The organism is Streptomyces sp. Je 1-79 (assembly GCF_025195125.1).
GTDB lineage: Bacteria > Actinomycetota > Actinomycetes > Streptomycetales > Streptomycetaceae > Streptomyces.
The window spans coordinates 195,142-214,916 of the sequence record NZ_JAMGSL010000001.1 but is presented as its reverse complement, the minus strand read 5'-3'; the positions used below and the strand labels follow the sequence as shown (position 1 = coordinate 214,916).

19 protein-coding genes are annotated in these 19,775 nt (G+C 73.4%); 10 read left to right on the top strand and 9 right to left on the bottom strand.

Annotated elements, in window-relative coordinates:
* Positions 1–87: 87 nt before the first annotated feature.
* Both M5362_RS00875 and M5362_RS00870 read left to right on the top strand, forming a co-directional pair.
* Positions 88–1,272 (top strand): serine hydrolase domain-containing protein, encoded by a 1,185-nt coding sequence (locus M5362_RS00875; RefSeq protein ID WP_260225254.1) that lies wholly within the window; start codon positions 88–90, stop codon positions 1,270–1,272.
* 743 nt (positions 1,273–2,015) lie between these two features.
* Positions 2,016–2,933, top strand: coding sequence for a S1 family peptidase (locus M5362_RS00870; RefSeq protein WP_260225253.1), 918 nt, complete (start codon positions 2,016–2,018; stop codon positions 2,931–2,933).
* 180 nt (positions 2,934–3,113) lie between these two features.
* Here the strand turns inward: M5362_RS00870 and M5362_RS00865 are convergent, their stop codons facing one another.
* On the bottom strand, positions 3,114–3,476 hold the full coding sequence (locus M5362_RS00865) for a hypothetical protein (RefSeq protein WP_260225252.1): 363 nt from the start codon (positions 3,474–3,476) through the stop codon (positions 3,114–3,116).
* A gap of 207 nt (positions 3,477–3,683) precedes the next feature.
* A complete protein-coding gene (locus M5362_RS00860; protein ID WP_260225251.1) occupies positions 3,684–4,100 on the bottom strand; it encodes a hypothetical protein in 417 nt (138 codons plus the stop codon).
* A 176-nt stretch (positions 4,101–4,276) separates the two neighbouring features.
* Between M5362_RS00860 and sigJ the strand changes: the two genes are divergently transcribed.
* The 7 genes from sigJ to M5362_RS00825 all read left to right on the top strand — a co-directional run bounded on the left by sigJ (position 4,277) and on the right by M5362_RS00825 (position 11,439).
* A complete protein-coding gene (sigJ, locus tag M5362_RS00855) occupies positions 4,277–5,209 on the top strand; it encodes an RNA polymerase sigma factor SigJ (protein ID WP_260225250.1) in 933 nt (310 codons plus the stop codon).
* Between the two features lie 194 nt (positions 5,210–5,403).
* Complete coding sequence (locus tag M5362_RS00850; protein ID WP_260225249.1) at positions 5,404–6,126, top strand: DUF2470 domain-containing protein; 723 nt, start codon at positions 5,404–5,406, stop codon at positions 6,124–6,126.
* Positions 6,127–6,254: 128 nt separating this feature from the next.
* A complete protein-coding gene (locus M5362_RS00845) occupies positions 6,255–6,923 on the top strand; it encodes an isochorismatase family protein (RefSeq protein WP_260225247.1) in 669 nt (222 codons plus the stop codon).
* Positions 6,924–7,005: 82 nt separating this feature from the next.
* Positions 7,006–8,043, top strand: coding sequence for an N-acetyl-gamma-glutamyl-phosphate reductase (gene argC / locus M5362_RS00840; protein WP_260225246.1), 1,038 nt, complete (start codon positions 7,006–7,008; stop codon positions 8,041–8,043).
* Complete coding sequence (gene argJ, locus M5362_RS00835) at positions 8,040–9,191, top strand: bifunctional glutamate N-acetyltransferase/amino-acid acetyltransferase ArgJ (protein WP_260225245.1); 1,152 nt, start codon at positions 8,040–8,042, stop codon at positions 9,189–9,191. The genes argC and argJ overlap by 4 nt, the downstream gene beginning before the upstream one ends.
* A 206-nt stretch (positions 9,192–9,397) precedes the next feature.
* Positions 9,398–10,255: an acetylglutamate kinase gene (gene argB / locus M5362_RS00830; protein WP_260225677.1), complete on the top strand. Its 858-nt coding sequence runs from the start codon at positions 9,398–9,400 to the stop codon at positions 10,253–10,255.
* Positions 10,252–11,439 (top strand): acetylornithine transaminase, encoded by a 1,188-nt coding sequence (locus M5362_RS00825; protein ID WP_260225244.1) that lies wholly within the window; start codon positions 10,252–10,254, stop codon positions 11,437–11,439. The genes argB and M5362_RS00825 overlap by 4 nt, the downstream gene beginning before the upstream one ends.
* Positions 11,440–11,521: 82 nt before the next feature.
* On the opposite strand, the gene M5362_RS00820 is transcribed toward M5362_RS00825, so the two are convergent.
* The 7 genes from M5362_RS00820 to M5362_RS00790 all read right to left on the bottom strand — a co-directional run bounded on the left by M5362_RS00820 (position 11,522) and on the right by M5362_RS00790 (position 17,788).
* Positions 11,522–12,055, bottom strand: coding sequence for a GNAT family N-acetyltransferase (locus M5362_RS00820; protein WP_374214383.1), 534 nt, complete (start codon positions 12,053–12,055; stop codon positions 11,522–11,524).
* 130 nt (positions 12,056–12,185) lie between these two features.
* Complete coding sequence (locus M5362_RS00815; protein ID WP_260225243.1) at positions 12,186–12,923, bottom strand: 4'-phosphopantetheinyl transferase superfamily protein; 738 nt, start codon at positions 12,921–12,923, stop codon at positions 12,186–12,188.
* Positions 12,917–13,144 (bottom strand): hypothetical protein, encoded by a 228-nt coding sequence (locus M5362_RS00810; RefSeq protein WP_260225242.1) that lies wholly within the window; start codon positions 13,142–13,144, stop codon positions 12,917–12,919. Before M5362_RS00810 ends, M5362_RS00815 begins: the two co-directional genes overlap by 7 nt.
* Entirely contained in the window at positions 13,141–14,721 is a 1,581-nt protein-coding gene (locus M5362_RS00805; protein WP_260225675.1) for an amidohydrolase, read from the bottom strand. The genes M5362_RS00810 and M5362_RS00805 overlap by 4 nt, the downstream gene beginning before the upstream one ends.
* 15 nt (positions 14,722–14,736) lie before the next feature.
* Positions 14,737–15,615, bottom strand: coding sequence for an ABC transporter ATP-binding protein (locus M5362_RS00800; protein WP_260225241.1), 879 nt, complete (start codon positions 15,613–15,615; stop codon positions 14,737–14,739).
* Complete coding sequence (locus M5362_RS00795; RefSeq protein ID WP_260225240.1) at positions 15,612–16,715, bottom strand: iron chelate uptake ABC transporter family permease subunit; 1,104 nt, start codon at positions 16,713–16,715, stop codon at positions 15,612–15,614. Before M5362_RS00795 ends, M5362_RS00800 begins: the two co-directional genes overlap by 4 nt.
* A complete protein-coding gene (locus M5362_RS00790) occupies positions 16,712–17,788 on the bottom strand; it encodes an iron chelate uptake ABC transporter family permease subunit (protein WP_261365455.1) in 1,077 nt (358 codons plus the stop codon). Before M5362_RS00790 ends, M5362_RS00795 begins: the two co-directional genes overlap by 4 nt.
* A 266-nt stretch (positions 17,789–18,054) precedes the next feature.
* Here M5362_RS00790 and M5362_RS00785 point away from each other — a divergent pair, with 266 nt between their 5' ends.
* Positions 18,055–19,752 (top strand): ABC transporter ATP-binding protein, encoded by a 1,698-nt coding sequence (locus M5362_RS00785; protein WP_260225239.1) that lies wholly within the window; start codon positions 18,055–18,057, stop codon positions 19,750–19,752.
* The last annotated feature ends 23 nt before the right edge of the window (positions 19,753–19,775 follow it).

Genomic DNA, 19,775 nt, shown 5'->3' with positions numbered 1-19,775 from the left:
GGGCACCGCCGGGGCGCCCGCTCCCTTCCCTCCCATCCGACCAGTCGGTATGTTGCGGTGCACTGCCGAGCGCCCCTGGAGGACCTCATGCCCGAGACCGACCCGGCCCGTTCACCGGTCCCCGCACCCGAAGGCCACTGCGACCCTCGCTTCGCCGCCGTACGGGACGCCTTCGAGGCCAACTTCCGTACGAGGGACGAACTCGGCGCCGCGGTGACGGTCCAGGTCCACGGCGAGACCGTGGTCGACCTGTGGGGCGGCTGGGCGGACGGCGCTCGCACGCGCCCCTGGGAACGCGACACCGTCGTCAACGTCTGGTCCACGACCAAGGGCGTGACCGCGCTCTGCGCCCACCTCCTGGCGGACCGCGGGCTGCTCGACCTGGACGCGCCGGTCTCCTCGTACTGGCCCGAGTTCGGTGCGGCGGGCAAGGACTCCCTTCCCGTACGCCATCTCCTCTCCCACCGCGCGGGGCTGTCCGGTCTGCGCGAGCCGCTCACCCTCGCGGAGTTCTACGACTGGGAGGTGACGACCGCCCGACTCGCCGCCATGGAGCCGTGGTGGGAACCGGGCACCCGCTCCGGGTACCACGCCATGACGTACGGCTTCCTGGTCGGCGAGGTGATCCGGCGCGTCACCGGACGGCTGCCCGGCACCTTTCTCCGCGATGAGATCACCGGTCCCCTCGACATCGACTTCACCATCGGCCTGCCGGAGAAGGAGGCGGACCGGGCGGCCGAGCTGGTGCACCCTCCGACCTCCTCCGCCAGTCAACAGGCCGCCCTCTTCGCCCAGTTGGACCCCGCCGCGCAGGCCGCCCTGGCCAACCCGCTCGTCGGCGCCACCCAGGCCAACAGCCCCGAGTGGCGCGCCGCCGAACTGCCGGCGGCCAACGGTCACGGCACGGCGCGCGCGGTCGCCCAGCTGTACGGCGTCTTCGCCGGGCGCGGCCGGGCCGGCCGGCGGCGGATCCTCTCCGAGGCGGCCGCCGAACGGGCCCGCGAGGGGCAGGGGGCCTGCCGCGACCTGGTGCTGGGCGCGGGCTTCCCCCACGACACGGAGTGCGCCCTCGGCCTCTGGCTCAGTGGCCCCAACGCCTCCTACGGCCCCAACCCGCGAGCCTTCGGCCACGACGGCTTCGGGGGGTCCTGCGGCCTCGCGGACCCGGAATCGGGGGTGTCCCTGGGCTACGTGATGAACCGCATGGGCCCCCACATCGCGGACGACCCGCGCAAGATGGCCCTGTTGGAGGCGGTGTACGCGGCGCTCTGACGACCGGACGCCCGGCACGCGGCAGGCCTTTGCGCACGGCGGGCCCGGCGACGCCGGGGTGCGCTCCTGAAGGCTCACCCCGGCCGGCGACCCCGTGCCACGACGGGAACCGGACACCCGCACGGCCGGGACGGAGGGAACGATTACGGCATTGGGGCGCGCCCGCGCCTGTACCACTGGCACCCGCCGGCCCTGAACGTTCTCCCTCCGCCCCAGGCGCGTGGCCACCCCTGCTCCCCCGCCCACTCCGATGCCGTGACCGGATCTGTGCGTCCGTTACTCCTCCCGCGAACGGCCGGGGGCTCCGTGCCGACGGCGCGCGGCCCGTGGGCTGTGGGAGGCGCGTGAACGGGGACCCCCGGTGGCTGAACTGGCGAAACGGGGCGCATCCTTCCGCTTCCCCCTCCCGGCGCGCGGGGGCCCGTGAGCCCCCAGCCGCGGACTCCTGAAAGGGCGTCAGCAAATCGCCGCAAGCGTTTGCACCCACCCGCCCTACCGCGCCGACCACCGCGATCGGCCCGGTCGCGCGCGACACGCACGACACCGCGGACCACCTGAACGCGCGTAGATCGGCCGAAAGGCGTTCTTGCCGCCGAGGCCTCCCGGATTCGAGGATTCCCCTGCCGAGATTGACAGGTCCATGGCGGAGGGGATCCGAGCCACCCCTCCGCGCCCGGCCTGCCGGCTCAGCGACCAGGCCTCGCCCACCCAGCGAGCCCCCCACTCTCCCACCGGAGGATGTAGTGAACCTCAAGCGCATGTCCCCCCTCGGCGGCGTCGCAAAGGGCGCACGGCTGATCGCCGTGGCCTCCGCGCTGCTCGCCGCCTCAGCGCTTGCCGCCCCCATGTCGTCCGCGGCGACGGTCGAGGACGTCCGGGCCACCGCCGCCCAACTCGCCGTCACCGACCAGGCCGTGCGCGGGGCGGACGTACCCGGCACCGCGTGGTACACCGACCAGGCGACCGGGAAGGTCGTCCTGACCGCCGACTCCACCGTCTCCGCCGCCGAGATCGCCAAGATCAGGAAGGCGGCCGGCGACCGCGCCGCCGACCTGGAGATCAAGCGGACCCCCGGCACCTTCAACAAGCTCATCGCCGGAGGTCAGGCCATCTACGCGGGCGGCGGGCGCTGCTCACTCGGCTTCAACGTCCGCAGCGGTTCGACCTACTACGCCCTGACGGCCGGTCACTGCACCAACATCGGCAGCACCTGGTACACCAACTCGGCCAACACCACCGTGCTCGGCACCCGGGCGGGCTCCAGCTTCCCGACCAACGACTACGGCATCATCCGCCACTCCAACGCCTCGGCCGCCGACGGCCGGGTCTACCTCTACAACGGCAGCTACCGCGACATCACCGGCGCGGGCAACGCCTCCGTCGGACAGTCGGTGCAGCGCAGCGGGAGCACGACAGGACTGCGCGGCGGAACGGTCACCGGCCTCAACGCCACGGTCAACTACGGCGGGGGCGACATCGTCTACGGCCTCATCCAGACCAACGTCTGCGCCGAGCCCGGTGACAGTGGCGGCGCGCTGTTCTCCGGCACGACCGCGCTCGGCCTCACCTCCGGCGGCAGCGGCAACTGCTCCAGCGGCGGCACGACGTTCTTCCAGCCGGTGACGGAGGCCCTCAGCGCGTACGGCGTGAGCGTCTTCTAGCCCCGGCGGTCGGGCAGAGCACACCGGCCGGCGGCCCCTCGGAGCCGAAGGGCGCGCCGGGGGAACGACCTCGAGCGCGCGGAGCCTCCCGAGGAACGAGGGAGGCGAGCACGGTCGGGGTCGTGAGCCCGGCTCAGGCGCCCGGAGGCGAACCGAGCCCCGAAACAGGGGCCGCCGGCCTCACCGCGTCGTCCTCGGGACGCCGTGGGCCGTGAACGTCCCGGTGAGAGAGGCGTACTGGTCGGCGGTCAGCCGGTCGCGCTTCCAGATCGCCTGTGCGGTCTGCGTCGTCCTGGCGATGGCGGACCGCAGCCCGCCCGGGCGTCCGGCGCTGAGCTCCTCGCCGCGCGGCGCGAAGGCGTCACGGACCTGTCTGTTGAGTGCGCTGAACTCCGCGGCGGAAAGCCCGGGCACGGCGGAAGGGTCGTACGCCCCGGACGCCATCGCTGCGGCGGCGGCCTGCCGGATCGCGTCCAGCGTCCGTTCGGGCAGCCGGGATGCCTCGGCGACGAAAGCCACCACCTCAGGCGGAACGATGGACATGCGCCCACCGTAGCCGGTGGACGAGATGGGGGGCCTTCCGGTCCCCACGCAGGCGTGGACTCTGACGGCAGCCCTGGTGAGTCCCCCAGGAACTGGGAGCAGCGGTAAGGGCCCAGGGGCTCGCCCCTTCCGCTCAGGGTCACCTGGACGTCGTCCGGGCGGCTACCCGGCCGTCCGCGCCTCCCGCCTCGACCCGACCACCCGTTCTCAACGCGACGTGACGTCCGGGCCGGGACCGCTGCGGCGCCCCCGGGCGGCCCGGCCCAGCGTCAGCACGCTGAGGGCGAACATCAGGGTGCCCAGCGGGACATGGAGCGTCGGCATGTGGGCGATGCCCAGCACCACCTGGACGGAAGCGAGGGCGAGGAAGCCGCTCGCGTACAGGATCGGGCGGGGTGACCCGCCGCCGGGCCGCCACGCCAGGGTCGCGGCGAGCACGTACAGCATCGACGCGCCGTACATCACGCGCGACCCGACGTCGTGCAGCACCTGGCCGTGGGAGGAGGACAGCAGCAGTCCGGCGGTGGCCGCCTGGAAGAAGAGGGCCAGGGTCTGCAGGACGATCGCGGTCCTCAGGAAGGCGGCGCCTCTCCGCCGCGTCGTCGTCACGGTGGCTGTGGCCATGTCGTGGTCCCCTCTTCTGCCTCGCGGCGGTTGATCGGTACTGTCTCGACAGTCCGACGAAGTGGGCCCGCGAAATGTGAGGTGCGGCGTCGGTCACACGGTGCGGCGCCGTGTCTTCGTCGAAGGGGTCGAGCGGGAGTGGAAGCGGACCGGCGGACGAGGGAGCGGTCGCGGGCATGAGCATCACCCCGTCGGAGCCGGAGCTGAGCGCCGTCGTCGGTGAGCGGCGCCGGTTGACCAACCTCGCCTACCGGCTGCTCGGTTCGGTGGCCGAGGCCGAGGACGCCGTGCAGGAGACGTACGCCCGGTGGTACGCCATGCCCCGCGACCGGCGGGAGGGAATCGAGTCGCCCGGCGCCTGGCTGACGACGGTGGCCGGCCGGGTCTGCCTGGACCTGCTCGGCTCGGCCCGGGTCCGCCGCGAACGGTACGTCGGCGCATGGATACCCGAGCCGCTGCCCGACCGTACGGAGTGGGGCGGCGGGCGCGCGGGCGGCGGGACCGAACCAGCCGACCCGGCCGACCGGATCACGCTGGACGAGTCGGTGAACATGGCCTTCCTCGTCGTACTGGAGTCGATGACGCCGGCCGAGCGTGTGGCGTTCGTCCTCCACGACGTCTTCCGGTACCCCTTCGCCGAGGTCGCCGAGATCGTCGGCCGGACGCCCGCGGCCTGTCGGCAGCTGGCATCGTCGGCCCGCCGGCGCGTCGGAGCCGCCCGGGCGCCGGCTCTCCCGGTAGCCGGGCAGGCCGGTCTGGTACGGGACTTCAAGGAGGCGTGGGAGGCGAAGGACATCGAGGCCCTCGTCGGCCTCCTCGACCCCGACGCCACGATGACCGCGGACGGCGGCGGCCTGGTGGGCACCGTTCTCCGACCGGTCGAGGGCAGCCGGCGCATCGCCCAGTACCTGATCCACATCGCCGACAAGGCCCCCGGGCTGACGCTCCTGGAGCGGACGGTGAACGGCCGGCCGGGCCTGGTCGCGCAGCACGCCGGCGTCACGGTGACGGTGGCCGCGTTCAGCGTCACCGATGACCGCGTCTCCCGCATCTGGGCGGTCCGCAACCCGGAGAAGCTCCGCGCGTGGACGGAGGGAGGACCGAGCTGATCCGGCGCACCGGCGCCGCGCGCGACAGCTGCACCGCGAGCGACCGGGGCCGGGCGCGACCGCGGCACCGCGCGCACCCGGAGACGGGGGCTGGACACCACTCTTCGAAGCGACTTAGGTTAGCCTTGCCTTAGTTCGAGTCGGTCGCCCCTGCCGGAGGCGCCCCGACTTCCACCGCGCCGCGAGGAGTTCCGTTGAACGCCGCCACAGACACCGCCCCGCACGAGTCGGCCGCGGCGGAGCGGGTCCGCTCCGTGCTGGCCCGGGCGGTCTCCCTCTCCCTCACGACCGACGCGCGGTGCTACGACCTGATCGGCATGCACTCCATCGGCAGGAACGGGCGGATCACCCTCACCTCCCAGCCGGACAGCCCGCTGGAAGCCCAGGTCGCGGCCGCTCCGGATGGCAGCCTCGCCGCCCTGCTGGAGTTCACCGACATCGCGCCGACCCCCCTGCGCGACCGGGTGCGGGCCCGCGTCACGATCTCGGGCCGGCTCACCCCGGCGGGACCGGAGGGCGAGGACGGGCTCCGGCTCGACCTGGCGCGCGTCACGCTGCGGACCGCGGCCGGGACCCAGGACGTCGACCTCGACCGGTTCGCCCTCGCCGAGCCCGACCCGCTCGCCGTGGAAGAGGCCGCGATGCTCACCCATCTCGCCGACGCCCACGAGGACATGGTGGCGGACCTGGTCGCGCTCGCCGGCTCGCGGCTGCCGTTCGGAGTGGTGCGGGCCCTTCCGCTCGCCGTGGACCGGCACGCCATCACCCTGCGCTGCGAGTACCGCGAAGGCCACTGCGACCTGCGTCTTCCGTTCCCCGTCGAGGCGCGGGACGCGACCGAGGCCGGAGAACAGGTCCGCCGACTCCTCACGACCCCCTCCTGCGCACACCACCGGCACCCCTCCACCCGCCCCTGACTCCAACTCGGCGCATCCGGAGAACGGTTGCCCCGCCCGTCAGGCATAACTTAGGTTAGGCTAAGCTAAACCATATGCGAGAGGTGGTGGCGCGTACTCGCGCACGCCATCCGGGGGGAGGAACCACCATGGGCCTGCCGACCGTCGGCCCCTACTCCCTGCCCGACCGCTCGGCCATCCCCCGGTCCTGCGTCTCCTGGTCCATCGACCCCGGCCGTGCCGCGCTCCTGGTCCACGACATGCAGAACCACTTCGTGGAGGTGTTCCCGGCCGGGCAGAGTCCCGTCGTGGAACTCGTCGAGAACATCGCGGCCCTGCGCGAACTCGCCGGGGCCCTCGGCATACCCGTCGTCTTCAGCGCCGAGCCGGCCGCCCAGCGGCCCGGCCAGCGCGGCCTCGTCGCCGACATCTGGGGTCCGGGCATAGGAGACGAACCCGAAGCGGCCGCGATCATCGCGCCGCTCACCCCGCGCACGGGCGAGCACGTACTCCCCAACGTGCGGCAGAACGCCTTCCTGCGCAGCCATCTCGGGAGGCTGCTGCGCGAGGAGGGCCGGGACCAGCTGATCGTCTGCGGGGTGTACGCCCATCTCGGCGTGCTCCTGACGGCGGCGGACGCCTTCATGAACGACATCCAGCCCTTCGTCGTCGCCGACGCCGTGGCGGACTTCTCCCCCGAGGAACACGCCATGGCGCTGCGGTGGGCCGCCCGCAGCGGGGTGGTGTGCACGACCGAGGCCCTGTTGCGCGACCTCCTGCTCAACAGGGTGCCACCAGCCGTTCACCGGGACGCGTGACCTGGTCCCCCCGACGGCGACCTGCGGCGCCCACCCTGAGACCGCAGCCCACCCCCCCCATGTACAGGGAGAGACGAAGAAGATGACCGTACGGGTCGCCGTGGCCGGTGCCAGCGGCTATGCGGGCGGAGAGATCCTCCGCCTGCTGGACGCCCATCCCGGCGTGGAGATCGGTGCGCTGACCGCGCACACCAGCGCGGGCCGCCCGCTCTCGTCCGTACAGCCGCAACTGGCCGCGTTCGCGGACCGGGTCCTGACGGAGACCTCGGCCGCGTCCCTGCGCGACCACGACGTGGTCTTCCTGGCCCTGCCGCACGGGCAGTCCGCCGCGCTCGCGCGGGAGCTGGCCCCCGACACGGTGATCGTGGACTGCGGGGCGGACTTCCGGCTCCGCGATCCGGCGGCCTGGGAGCGGTTCTACGGCTCCGGCCACGCCGGGACCTGGCCCTACGGCCTCCCCGAACTGCCCGGAGCCCGGGACGAGTTGAAGGGTGCGACGCGGATCGCGGTGCCCGGCTGCTACCCCACGGCGATCACGCTGGCCCTGTTCCCCGCGTACACGGCGCGGCTGGTGGAGCCGGAGGCGGTCATCGTCGCCGCCAGCGGCACGTCGGGCGCGGGCCGCGCGCTCAAGCCGCACCTGCTCGGCGCCGAGGTGATGGGTTCCATGAGTCCGTACGGAGTGGGAGGCGGCCACCGCCACACCCCCGAGCTGACGCAGAACCTGTCCCTGGTGGCGGGCGAACACGTGACGGTCTCCTTCACCCCGACGCTGGCCCCCATGGCCCGCGGCATCCTCGCCACCTGCTCGGCCCGTCTCCGCCCGGACCTGGCCGGAGCCCCGCAGGACCAGGTGCGCGCGGTCTACGAGGCCGCGTACGCCGACGAGCCGTTCGTCCGGCTGCTGCCGCCCGGACAGTGGCCCTCGACCGCCGCCGTCCTCGGCTCCAACTCCGCTCAGGTACAGATCGCCGTGGACCCGGAAGCGGGCCGGCTGATCTGCGTGAGCGCCATCGACAACCTGGTGAAGGGCACCGCGGGCGCCGCGGTGCAGTGCATGAACCTCGCCCTCGGCCTGCCGGAACGGCTGGGCCTGCCCACGAATGGAGTGGCTCCGTGAGCGTGACCGCTGCCCGTGGATTCCTTGCGAGCGGCGTGGCCGCCGGCATCAAGGAATCCGGTGATCGTGATCTGGCCCTCGTGGTGAACCGAGGGCCGTCGCGCGCCGCCGCCGGCGTCTTCACCTCCAACCGCGTACAGGCCGCGCCCGTCCGCTGGTCGCGCCGCGTCCTCGCCGACGGCCGCATATCGGCCGTCGTCCTCAACTCCGGTGGCGCCAACGCCTGTACGGGGCAGGCCGGAGCCGTCGACGCCCTGCTGATGGCCGAGCGCACCGCGCGGGCCCTGGACGTGGACCCGCACGAGGTCGCGGTCTGCTCCACCGGACTCATCGGCGTCCTGCTGCCCATGGACCGTGTCGAGCCCGGCATCGACACCGCCGTGGAGGCGCTGACGGCGGACGGCGGGGAGGACGCGGCCCGCGCCATCAAGACGACGGACTCGGTGCACAAGACCGCCGTGGTCTCCCGTGGCGGCTGGACGGTGGGCGGCATGGCCAAGGGCGCGGGCATGCTCGCGCCCGGTCTCGCCACGATGCTGGTCGTCCTCACCACGGACGCGGACGTCGACGCCGCCGCGCTGGACTCCTCGCTCCGTCAGGCGGTGCGCACCACGTTCGACCGGGTGGACTCCGACGGCTGCATGTCCACCAACGACACCGTGCTGCTGCTCTCCTCCGGCGCCTCGGACATCGCCCCCGATCCGGCGGACTTCACCGAGGCCGTGCACGCGGTGTGCCTGGATCTGGCCCGCCAGTTGGTGGCGGACGCCGAGGGCGCGTCGAAGGAGATCGAGGTGGCCGTCGTCGGCGCGGCCTCGGAGGAGGACGCCGTCGAGGTGGGCCGGTCCGTGGCACGCAACAATCTCCTCAAGTGCGCACTGCACGGCGAGGACCCGAACTGGGGCCGAGTGCTGTCCGCGATCGGTACCACGTCGGCGGTCTTCGATCCCGACCGGCTGAACGTCGCGATCAACAATGCCTGGGTGTGCCGGAACGGCGCGGCGGGCGAGGCGAGGGAGAAGGTCGACATGGCGGGCCGCCGGATCGCGATCACGGTGGATCTGAGCGCGGGCGACTCCTCCGCGGTGATCTGGACCAACGACCTCACCGCCGAGTACGTCCACGAGAACAGCGCGTACAGCTCATGACGGGCCAGGGAACCACACGGACGCGGTCGCTCTCCCCCGATCGGCCCGCCACCGCCGACCAGGCGACGGCCGTCCCGACGATCGCCCCCGCGATCGACCCGGCGACCGGTCCCGTGATCGACCCGACGACCGGCCCGGCGATCGACCTGGCGACCGGTCCCGCCACCGGCTCGGCCGGCTCGGCCACCGGGCTGAACGTCGCCGAGATGCCGTGGCTCGAGGAGCTCCAGGGCCGCACCGTGGTCGTCAAGTTCGGCGGCAACGCCATGGTGGACCCGGCGCTCCACCGGACGTTCGCCCAGGACGTGGTGGAGCTGTGGCACGCGGGGCTGCGCCCGGTCGTCGTCCACGGCGGCGGGCCGCAGATCAGCGCGATGCTCGACCGCCTCGATCTGGAGACTCGTTTCGAGTCGGGTCTACGCGTCACGACGCCCGAGACGATGGAGGTGGTCCGCATGGTGCTGACGGGCCAGGTCCAGCGCGAACTGGTCGGCGCTCTCAACGCCCACGGCCCGTTCGCCGTCGGCATGTCCGGCGAGGACGCGCACACCATGACGGCCGTGCGACGCCCGGCGTGGGTGGACGGGCGGCCGGTGGACATCGGCCTCGTCGGTGAGGTCGTCGCCGTCGACCCCGGCACCGTACGCATGCTGCTCGACCAGGGCCGTATCCCGGTCGTGTCGCCCGTGGCGCGGGGTGCGGGCGGCGAGGTCTACAACGTCAACGCCGATCTCGCGGCGTCGGCGCTGGCCGTCGCGCTCGGCGCCGAACGGCTCGTCGTGCTCACCGACGTCGAGGGGCTGTACGCGGACTGGCCGCACAGCACCGAGGTGATCGGCCGGCTCACGGCCGGTGAACTGGACGCGCTGCTGCCGGGGCTCGCGAGCGGGATGCTCCCGAAGATGGAGGGCTGTCTGCGAGCGGTCCGCGAGGGTGTCGGCAAAGCCCATGTGCTGGACGGCCGGGTGCCGCACGCCCTGCTGCGCGGCGTCTTCGCCGAGGAGGGCCCGGGAACGACGGTCGTCCCTGACGAGGAGCCCGAGACCGAGGAGGATCGCGCGTGACCGCCGACACCGGGGCCACACCACTCGCGCACCGCTGGAGCGCGGTCATCATGGACACGTACGGCACCCCGCCGCTGGCGCTGGTGAGGGGTGAGGGCAGCACCGTCTGGGACGAGATGGGCCGCGCGTACACGGACTTCACCGGCGGGATCGCGGTCAACACGCTCGGCCACGCCCACCCGGCCGTCGTCTCGGCCGTCACCGCGCAGATCGGCCGACTGGGGCATGTCTCCAATCTGTTCGTCTCCGAGCCGCCCGTGGCCCTGGCCGAGCGGCTCCTCGGTCTGCTGGGCGGGCGCCAGGGCCGGGTGTTCTTCGCGAACTCCGGTACGGAGGCGGTCGAGGCGGCCTTCAAGATCGCCCGCCGGACGGGGCGTCCGCACCTCGTCGCGGCGCAGGGCGGCTTCCACGGGCGGACGCTCGGCGCGCTGGCCCTCACCGGTCAGCCGGCGAAGCGGGCCCCCTTCCTGCCGCTGCCCGGGGAGGTGACGCATGTGCCGTACGGCGACGTCGAGGCGCTGCGCGAGGCCGTGACGGAGGAGACCGCGGCGGTCGTCCTCGAACCGATCCAGGGCGAGGCCGGTGTGCTCCCGGCGCCCGACGGGTATCTGCGGGCCGCCCGCGAGATCACCCGGGACGCCGGGAGCCTGCTCGTCCTCGACGAGGTGCAGACCGGCATCGGCCGCACCGGCCACTGGTTCGCGCACCAGGCGGCCGACGGCGCGGACCCCGACGTGATCACGCTCGCCAAGGGCCTGGGCGGCGGGCTCCCGATCGGTGCCACCGTGGCCTTCGGCCCGGCCGCCGAGCTGCTGTCGGCCGGTCAGCACGGCTCCACCTTCGGCGGCAATCCCGTCGCGTGCGCGGCCGGTCTCGCCGTCCTGGAGGCCATCGAGGCCGAGGGGCTGCTCGCCCGGGTCGTACGCGTGGGAGAGCGGCTGCGCCACGGCATCGAGGCGGCGGCGCATCCACGGGTCGCCGAGGTGCGGGGCGCGGGGCTTCTCCTGGGCGTCGTCCTGACCGAACCGGTCGCCGCGTCCGTCCAACGGGCGGCGCAGGAGGCCGGGTTCCTCGTCAACGCGCCGGGGCCCGGAGTCGTACGCCTGGCTCCGGCCCTGACGATGACGGAGGACGAGGCCGACCTTCTGGTGAAGGCCCTTCCGGCGATCCTCGACGCAGCCTGAACCACCGCGCGACCCTCGCAGCGAAGGGCGGGCCCGGAGCCGAAACGGCTCCGGGCCCGCCCTTCGTGGTACTGGACAGGGCCTACAGCGCCCGGGCCAGGATCCGCGCGTTGCGCCGGGGGTCCAGGGACTGTGCCCAGGACGCGGGGGCCAGGTTCGCGCAGGCGGGCGCGAAGCCGTGCCGGAGGAAGAGGTGGCCGCCGCCGGTGGTGGCGGTGAACAGGCTGCGCAGGGACCGGTTGCGTGCCCTTGCCAGCGCGGCGTTCAGCAGCCGGGCTCCCACGCCGCAGCCTTGTCGGCGCCCGGCGACACAGAAGTTGTAGAGGACGCCCGCGGCGGGACGGCCGGCGGCCTCGTCGGCGGGGTGGGCACGCAGCCCGACGCACCCGTCGAGCGTCCCCTCGGGGGTCTCCGCCACGAGGAAGTCGGAGGCGTGGGCGGCGTACAGGGAGAGCGGGCGTTCCCGCAGGGCTCCCGAGCGGACGAACGGCCGGGAGAGCCGGGCGAGCGCGGCGGCGTCCTCGGGCCGCGCGGGCCGCAGGGAGAGCGTGGGGAGGCCGGCGGAATCGAGTACGCGAGGCGACAGCGTGGCCTGGCGAGGCGTGGCCGTGGTCAAGGCTTTCCTTCCTCGGTTCCACCGTGCACGAAAGGGGCGGTGGGGTCGCCGCCCAACCCGGTGGAACAGTCGAACTAAGGGTAGCCTTAGCTAACTTCATGACCAAGTCGGCCGCCCGGCCGCCGGGCCGTCAGCCGGCCTGTGCGCCGGTCCGCGTGGGGGCCGTCCGCGTCACGCAGGCCGCCGTGTAGCCCGGGAACGTCCGCACGTCGCTCACGGACCAGCCGGGAACGGCGGCCGGGGTGGCACCTGTCCCCACATAAGTGACGGACGGATTCTCACCGAGCCCGATGCCGACCCCCTTGAGGTAGGCCTCCTTGCGGGACCAGCACCGCCCCGTGGCGGCCGCGCGCTCCGACGGCGCCAGCGCCGCCAGTTCGGCCCGTTCGGCCGGGTGCAGCAGCTCGGCCACTTCGGCGGCCACCTCAGGGGCCGGCACCTCCTCGACGTCGACGCCCACCGCGGTGTCGGCGAAGCCCAGCAGGACCGCGTCGCCGGAGTGCGAGAGCGAGAAGTGGAGGGGTACGGGCAGGCCGCCGGCAGAGGCCACGGCCGGGCGGCCGTGCGGACCGCCGCAGCCGGGGCAGGTCTCACGGACGAGTCGCACCGCGGCCGGATCCGTCTCCAGGTACGCGCCCAGCAGTTGGCGCAGGGCGACATGCGCGACGCGGTACCGAGCGCGGTCGGCGGCCCGTACGAAGCCCTGGAGACGGCTGCGTTCGCCGTCGTCGAGCAGCGCGCGCAGGTCGTCCGCCCGCGGCCCGTACGCACGCACGCCTACGGCCCACAGGCGCGGCCCGTGACCGCCACGCCAGGGCCCCGGCAGCGGGTCCACGCCCAGGTGCGCCGTGCCCGCCCCGGTCAGCACGGCCGGCCGGGGTAGTCGTCGCTCTCGGGCGCTCCGGCCGCCCGCATCCGGCGGACGACCTCCGCGAGGGACGCGTCGTCCACGTCGGCCGGGATGTTCAGCTCCCGGTCGAACACCATGACTTCACCCTCGCTCGCATGCCAGACGACCCAGCGGGGCGGCGCCTCGGGCGCCTGCCACAGGGCGGAGAGCCGGGTCAGGGGATCCGTGGACGCGCTCACAGCTTGCGCCCCTCGGTCGCCTCACGCCCGTCCACGAAGGTCGCGAGGACCTCGATGTCGCCGATCCGGGAGGTGTCCACGCGGTGCGGGTCGTCGCCGAGGACGACGAGGTCGGCGCGCTTGCCGGGGCCGAGCGTGCCGGCGCTGTCGTCCCAGCGGCAGGCGTACGCACCGCCGACCGTGTAGGAGCGCAGCGCCTCGTCGACGGTGACCCCCTCGTCGGGGCCGATGAGCTGTCCCGACAGGGAGGCCCGTTCGACCATGAACTGGACGGCCCGCAGGGGCGATCCGTCGGTGACGGGCCGGTCGGAGCTGCCGACGAGCGTGACGCCGTGGTCCAGGAAGCCCCGGCCGCGGTACATCCAGGGCGCGCGCTCCGGGCCCATGATCGTCGCGTAGTCGTCGCCGAAGTAGCGCAGGAAGTTGGGCTGGACCACGGCGCTGAGCCCGAGCCGGGCGAAGCGGGGGAGCTGGTCGGGCCGGATGAGCCCGGCGTGCTCGATGCGGTGGCGCGCGTCGGTGCGGGGCCTGAGCTCCTGGGCCCGCTCCAGGGCGTCCAGGGCGAGGTCCGCGGCCCGGTCGCCGATGGCGTGGACGGCGAGCTGCCAGCCGGCGAGATGGCCGTCGACGATGAGGGATGTGAGGCGCTCGGGGTCGTCCTGGAGCTGGCCCGTGGTCTCCATGCCCTCGTACGGGGCGGTGAGGGCGGCCGTCCGGGCCATCATGCCGCCGTCGGTGTAGATCTTGAGAGCGCCGACGGACAGCCAGTCGTCGCCGAAGCCCGTGCGCAGGCCGAGGTCGAGCGCGCGCGGGATGCCGTCGTGCTCGTGGGCGCCGAGCGGCCGCAGGGTGTCGCCGCCCGGCATGAGCTGGACGCGCAGCGGCAGGCGGCCCTGGTCGCGCAGGAGTTGGTAGGCGCCGAGCTCGACGGGGCTGTGGCCCAGCAGGCCGCCTCCGATGCCGGCTTCGGCACAGGCCGTGACGCCCTCGGCGAGGCACTCGCGCGCCGCGTACTCGATGGCGTCGGCCAGCTCCTCCTGCGCGTACGGCAGGCGAAGTCGCCGCACGGCGCCCATCGCGCTCTCCACGAGGACGCCGTTGTCGTGCGGCACCTCCGGCGGCAGCAGGTCGAGCACCGCGGTGTTGACGACACAGGCGTGACCGGAGTCGTGCATGACGAACAGCCGGTGGCCCTGGCTGACGCGGTCGAGCTCGGCGGCCGTCAGGTGCCGCCCGAGGGCCCGTTGGTCGTAGCCGCCGATGCTCACCCAGGAGCCGGGGGCGTTCTTGCGGGAGACGGCGTCCGCCACCGCGTCGAGGACGTCCTCGACACGGTCGAGACCGGCGATGCTCGGGGAGCTCGCCTTGAGGCCGGTCCACGCCAGGTGGACGTGGCTGTCGATGAACCCGGGCAGGACGGTGGCGCCCTGGAGGTCGACGACCTCGCGGGCCGGCAGGGAGGTCACCGCCTCGTCGAGGCCGACGATCCTCCCCCTCCAGATGCCCAGGTCGTGGGCGACGGGGTGGTCCGGATCCATGGTGAGGATGCGGGCGTTCGTCAGCCTCGTGCACAGCATCATGGGCAGTCCGTCCTAGGAGGTCTCGGCGAGCACGGCGTCGTCGGCCGTGTCCGGGGCGGTGGCCGCGTCGGCCTCCGGGTCGAACCGCCTGGGCGCGGCCGGGATCATCAGCGGGGTCCCGGTCTCCGGGTCGTCGATGATCCGGCAGGGCAGGCCGAACACGTCCTCGACGAGCTCGGCGGTCATGACGGTGGCCGGGTCGCCCTGCGCGGCGATCGTTCCGCCGGGCCTCATCACGATGAGGTGAGTGGCGTAACGGCAGGCCTGGTTGAGGTCGTGGAGGACCGCCACGACGGTGTGGCCCTTGCGGGCGTGCAGCTCGGCACAGAGGTCGAGCACCTCGACCTGGTGGGCGATGTCGAGGAAGGTGGTCGGCTCGTCGAGGAGCAGGAGGGAGGTCTGCTGGGCCAGCACCATGGACAGCCAGACGCGCTGCCGCTGGCCGCCGGAGAGGTCGTCCACGGGGCGGTCGGCCAGTTCCAGTACGCCGGTCTGCCGCATCGCCTCGACGACGGCCGTCTCGTCCTCGGCGGACCACTGCTTCAGCAGCCGCTGGTGCGGGTACCGGCCGCGGGCCACGAGATCGCCGACCGTGATGCCGCCGGGCGCGCTGGAGGACTGCGGGAGCAGGCCGAGCCGGCGGGCGACCTCACGGGAGCGGTACGAGGCGATGGCGGCGCCGTCGAGGTAGACCTGCCCGGCCTTGGGCCTGAGCATCCGGGCGAGCGCCGTGAGCAGCGTCGACTTGCCGCAGGCGTTCGGTCCGATGATGACCGTGAAGGAGTGGTCGGGGATGTCCACGCTCAGGGACGTGGCGACGGTCCGCTGGTCGTAGGAGAGCGTGAGGTCCTCGGCGCGCAGCCGGGGCTGCGGGGAGTTCTGTGCAGTCATGCGCGGCTCTTTCGCGACTCGGTGATCAGCAGCCAGATGAGGTAGACCCCGCCGACGGCGCCGGTCGCCACGCCCACGGGCAGGAGCGCGGGCGCGAAGACCCGCTGCACGACGAGGTCGCTCAGGAGGAGCAGGACGGCGCCCATGAGGGCGGCGGGCAGCAGCGCGGGTCCGGAGGAGCGGGTGAGTCTGCGGACGACTTGGGGCGCGGCCAGGGCGATGAAGGAGATGGGGCCGGTGACGGCGGTGGCGAAGGCGGCGAGGGCGACGCTGATGACGAAGAGCGCCGTCCGGGTCCGCGTCACGTTGACGCCGAGGGCCGTCGCGGTGATGTCGCCCATCTCCACCATCGCCAGGCGGCGCGAGAGGAGCAGGGCCGGCGGCAGCAGGACGGCGAGGGCGATGCCGATGGCGTTGGCGTGCATCCACAGCCGGTTGCCCAGGCTGCCGATCATCCACGCCTGCGCCTCCTGGGCCTCCTGGAAGGTCGCCCGGGTGATCAGGTACGAGTTGGCCGCCAGCAGCAGCGCGCTGACACCGATGCCGATGACGACCAGCCGGAACCCCTGCAACCCGCGTCCGAGCATGAGGAGATGGACGGCGAGGGCCGTGGCGAGTCCGCCGACCAGCGCGCCCAGCGCGATCTGGGTCATGCTGCCGTGCAGCACGATGATGACGACGAGCGCGCCCACGGCCGAGCCGTTGGTGAAGCCGATGATGTCGGGGCTGCCGAGGGAGTTGCGGGTGAGGCTCTGCAGGATCGCCCCGCTCACCCCGAGGGCCGCGCCGACGAAGACCGCGGTCAGGATGCGCGGCATGCGCAGGGTGTTGACGACGAAGTCGGCGGCTCCGGAGCCGTTCCCGGTCAGGGCCCCGAAGACCTCTCCGACGCTGAGCGGGAAGTCTCCGGTGGTCAGCGTGATGCCCATGACGACGACGAGCGAGGCGAGCAGCAGCGTGGTCACGGCGACCGCGCGTCCCTGGAGCCGCACCGAGACACCGCCGGGTCCCATGCGCACGACCCGGCCGCTGACGACGCGGGGGGCGCGGTTCTTCGTGGATCCGGGCGCGGGTGCGGTCGACTCCCGTACGGCGCTCACAGCATGACCAGCTTTCGACGGCGGCACAGCGCGATGAACAAGGGGGCTCCGATGAACGCGGTGACGATGCCGACCTGCACCTCGCCGGGGGCGCCGAGCACACGGCCGACCACGTCCGAGCCGATGAGCAGGACCGGGGCGAGCAGCATCGAGTACGCGAACACCCAGCGCTGGTCGGCCCCGCTGACGAACCGGGCGATGTGCGGGACGGCCAGGCCGACGAAGCTGATCGGTCCGGCGGCGGCGGTGGCCGCTCCGCACAGCAGCATGACGGCGACGGCGGCCAGTACGCGGGTGCGGCCGACGTTGACGCCGAGGGAGCGTCCCATCTGGTCGCCCATGGCCAGGGCGTTGAGGGAGGGGGCCAGCAGGAAGGCGACGACCAGGCCGACGAGGACGAACGGCAGGACGAGGAGCACGATGTCGTAGTACCGGCCGGCGAGCGAGCCCACGGTCCAGAAGCGGAACTGGTCGAACGCCTCCGGATCGAAGAGCAGGACGGCCCAGTTGAAGGCGTAGAGCACGGCGGTCACCGCGGCTCCGGCGATGACGAGCCGGTCGGGGGTGGCCAGTTTCCGTCCCGAGGAGCCGAGGAGGTAGACGCCCACGGAGGCGGCGGCGGCTCCCGCGAGGGCGAACCACACGTAGCCGAGCGGTGTGGCGACGCCGACGAAGGCGATGGCCACGACGATGCCGGCGGAGGCGCCCAGGTTCACACCGAGCAGTCCGGGATCGGCGAGCGGATTGCGGGTCAGTGCCTGCATCAGGGCGCCGGCCAGGCCGAGGGCCACCCCCACCAGAAGTCCGAGGAGGGTACGGGGGATCCGGTAGTCGTGCACGATGACGGAGGCTTCCGAGCCGTCAGGTGACCACAGGAGGTCCCATGTCGCGGTGAACGGGATGCCGCGCGTGCCGACCCAGACGCTGAGCAGGGAGACGAGGACCAGTGCGCCGAGTGCGACGAGGAGCCCGAGCCCCCGCAGGGCCACCGCGGCCGGACGTGCCGTGGGCACGACGGGCCTGGCGGGGCCACCGGTCCCGGTTCCGGACGCCGCCTGGGTTTCGACGGACAACGACCACTCCCCTGGCGGCGGAAACGAGCACCCCGCGGACCGCGCGAGGCGATGAACATGGGGGTGCGGCAAGCGACATGACACACCCGACGATGGAACTTAGGTGAGCCTAACCGTACAGTCGTGGAGAGGTCAACGTGGCGGTGCTTCGCACCTCGTCAGCCGGGTCCGAGGGGACGACGGGGGACCCGCGGGCACCCTTGGCACCTGCGATGTTTAAGGTAGCCTTACCTAACTATCCAGCCCTTTTCCTGTGGAGGCGCCGCATGCCCGCTGGAGGACCAACGGGGGGCCTCGTCCTCCGCAGAGCACTCGCCGACCAACGCCGCCGTGTCACCTGGGCCTCATTCCTGGGCATGGCGCATCAGGCGTGCGAGGCTCTCGTCCCCGTCGTCATCGGTCTGGTCATCGACGAGGCGGTGGCGACCGGTTCCTCGGGCGCCCTCCTGCGGTGGCTCCTGGTGCTCGCCGGCCTGTTCCTCATCCTGTCCACCTGCTACCGGAACTCCGCCCGGCTCGCCGAGGGCGCGGGCGAGTCCGCCGCGCACCGGATCCGCAAGGACCTCGCCGCCCGCGTGCTCGACCCGCGCGGCGGCGCGGACAGCGGACGGCTGCCCGGCGCGCTGACCGCCGTCGCGACCGGCGACGCCCGACGCGTCGGCTCGGTCGCCGCCGCACTCCCGTACACCCTGTCCGCCATCGCCGGTCTGGCGATCAGCGCGGTGGCACTGCTGCGCATCTCCGTACCGCTCGGCCTGCTGGTCCTCCTCGGCGTCCCGCCGCTGCTCTGGCTCGGCCATGTCATCAGCCGCCCGCTCGAGCGGCGCAGCGAGGCGGAGCAGGAGCACGCCGCCCACGCGTCCGGAGTCGCCGCCGACCTGGTCGCCGGCCTGCGCGTACTCAAGGGCATCGGCGCCGAGGCGGCCGCGGTCTCCCGCTACCGGGAGACGAGCCGGAGCTCGCTCGCTTCCGCGCTGCGGGCCGCGACCAGCCGGGCCTGGCACGACGGCGCGATCCTCGCGCTCACCGGCATCTTCATCGCGGCCATCGGCCTCGTCGGCGCCCACCTCGCGATGAGCGGCAGCATCACCGTGGGTGAGCTGGTGGCGGCCGTCGGCCTCGCCCAGTACCTCCTCGGCCCCTTCCAGCTCCTCACCTACGTCAACGGCGAGTTCGCCCAGGGCCGTGCCTCCGCCGAGCGGATCGCCGAGGTCCTCGCCTCGCCTCCCGCCGTGGGTGCGGGCACCGCCGCGCTGCCCGACCCGGTCACCGGCGGGCTGCGCCTTCGCGGGGTCATCCAGGGCGCGCTGCGCGGGGTCGACCTCGACATCGCCCCCGGCAGCCTCGTCGGGGTCGTCGCCCGTGACGCGGCGGCCGCGAACGACCTGCTGCTCTGCCTGGGCCGCGAACTCGACCCCGCGGAGGGGACCGTCGAGCTCGACGGGGTGCCGCTGACCGACCTCGGCCCGGACGACGCCCGCCGCGCGATCCTCGTCGCCCACCACGACGCCGACCTGTTCGAGGACAGCCTCCTCGCCAACGTACGGGCCGGGGCCGACGGCGACGGCGCGGACTTCGGACCGGCGCTCGCCGCCTCAGCGGCGGACGACGTCGCCCAGGCCCTGCCCGACGGCGTGCACACCGTCCTCACCGAGCGCGGCCGGTCGCTCTCCGGCGGCCAGCGCCAGCGGGTCGCGCTCGCCCGGGCCCTGGCGGCCGACCCGCCGGTCCTCGTCGTCCACGACCCGACCACGGCCGTCGACACGGTCACCGAGGCCCGCATCGCCGGCCGGCTGCGCGAGCTGCGCAACGGCCGCACCACGGTCCTGGTCACCACCAGCCCCGCGCTGCTCGCCGGGACCGACGTCGTGGTCATGCTCGACGAGGGCCGCGTGGCCGCCGAGGGCAGCCACCCGGAGCTGGTCGCCGCCCACGAGACGTACCGCTCGGCGGTGCTGGCATGACGACCGCTCAGGACAGAGACCCC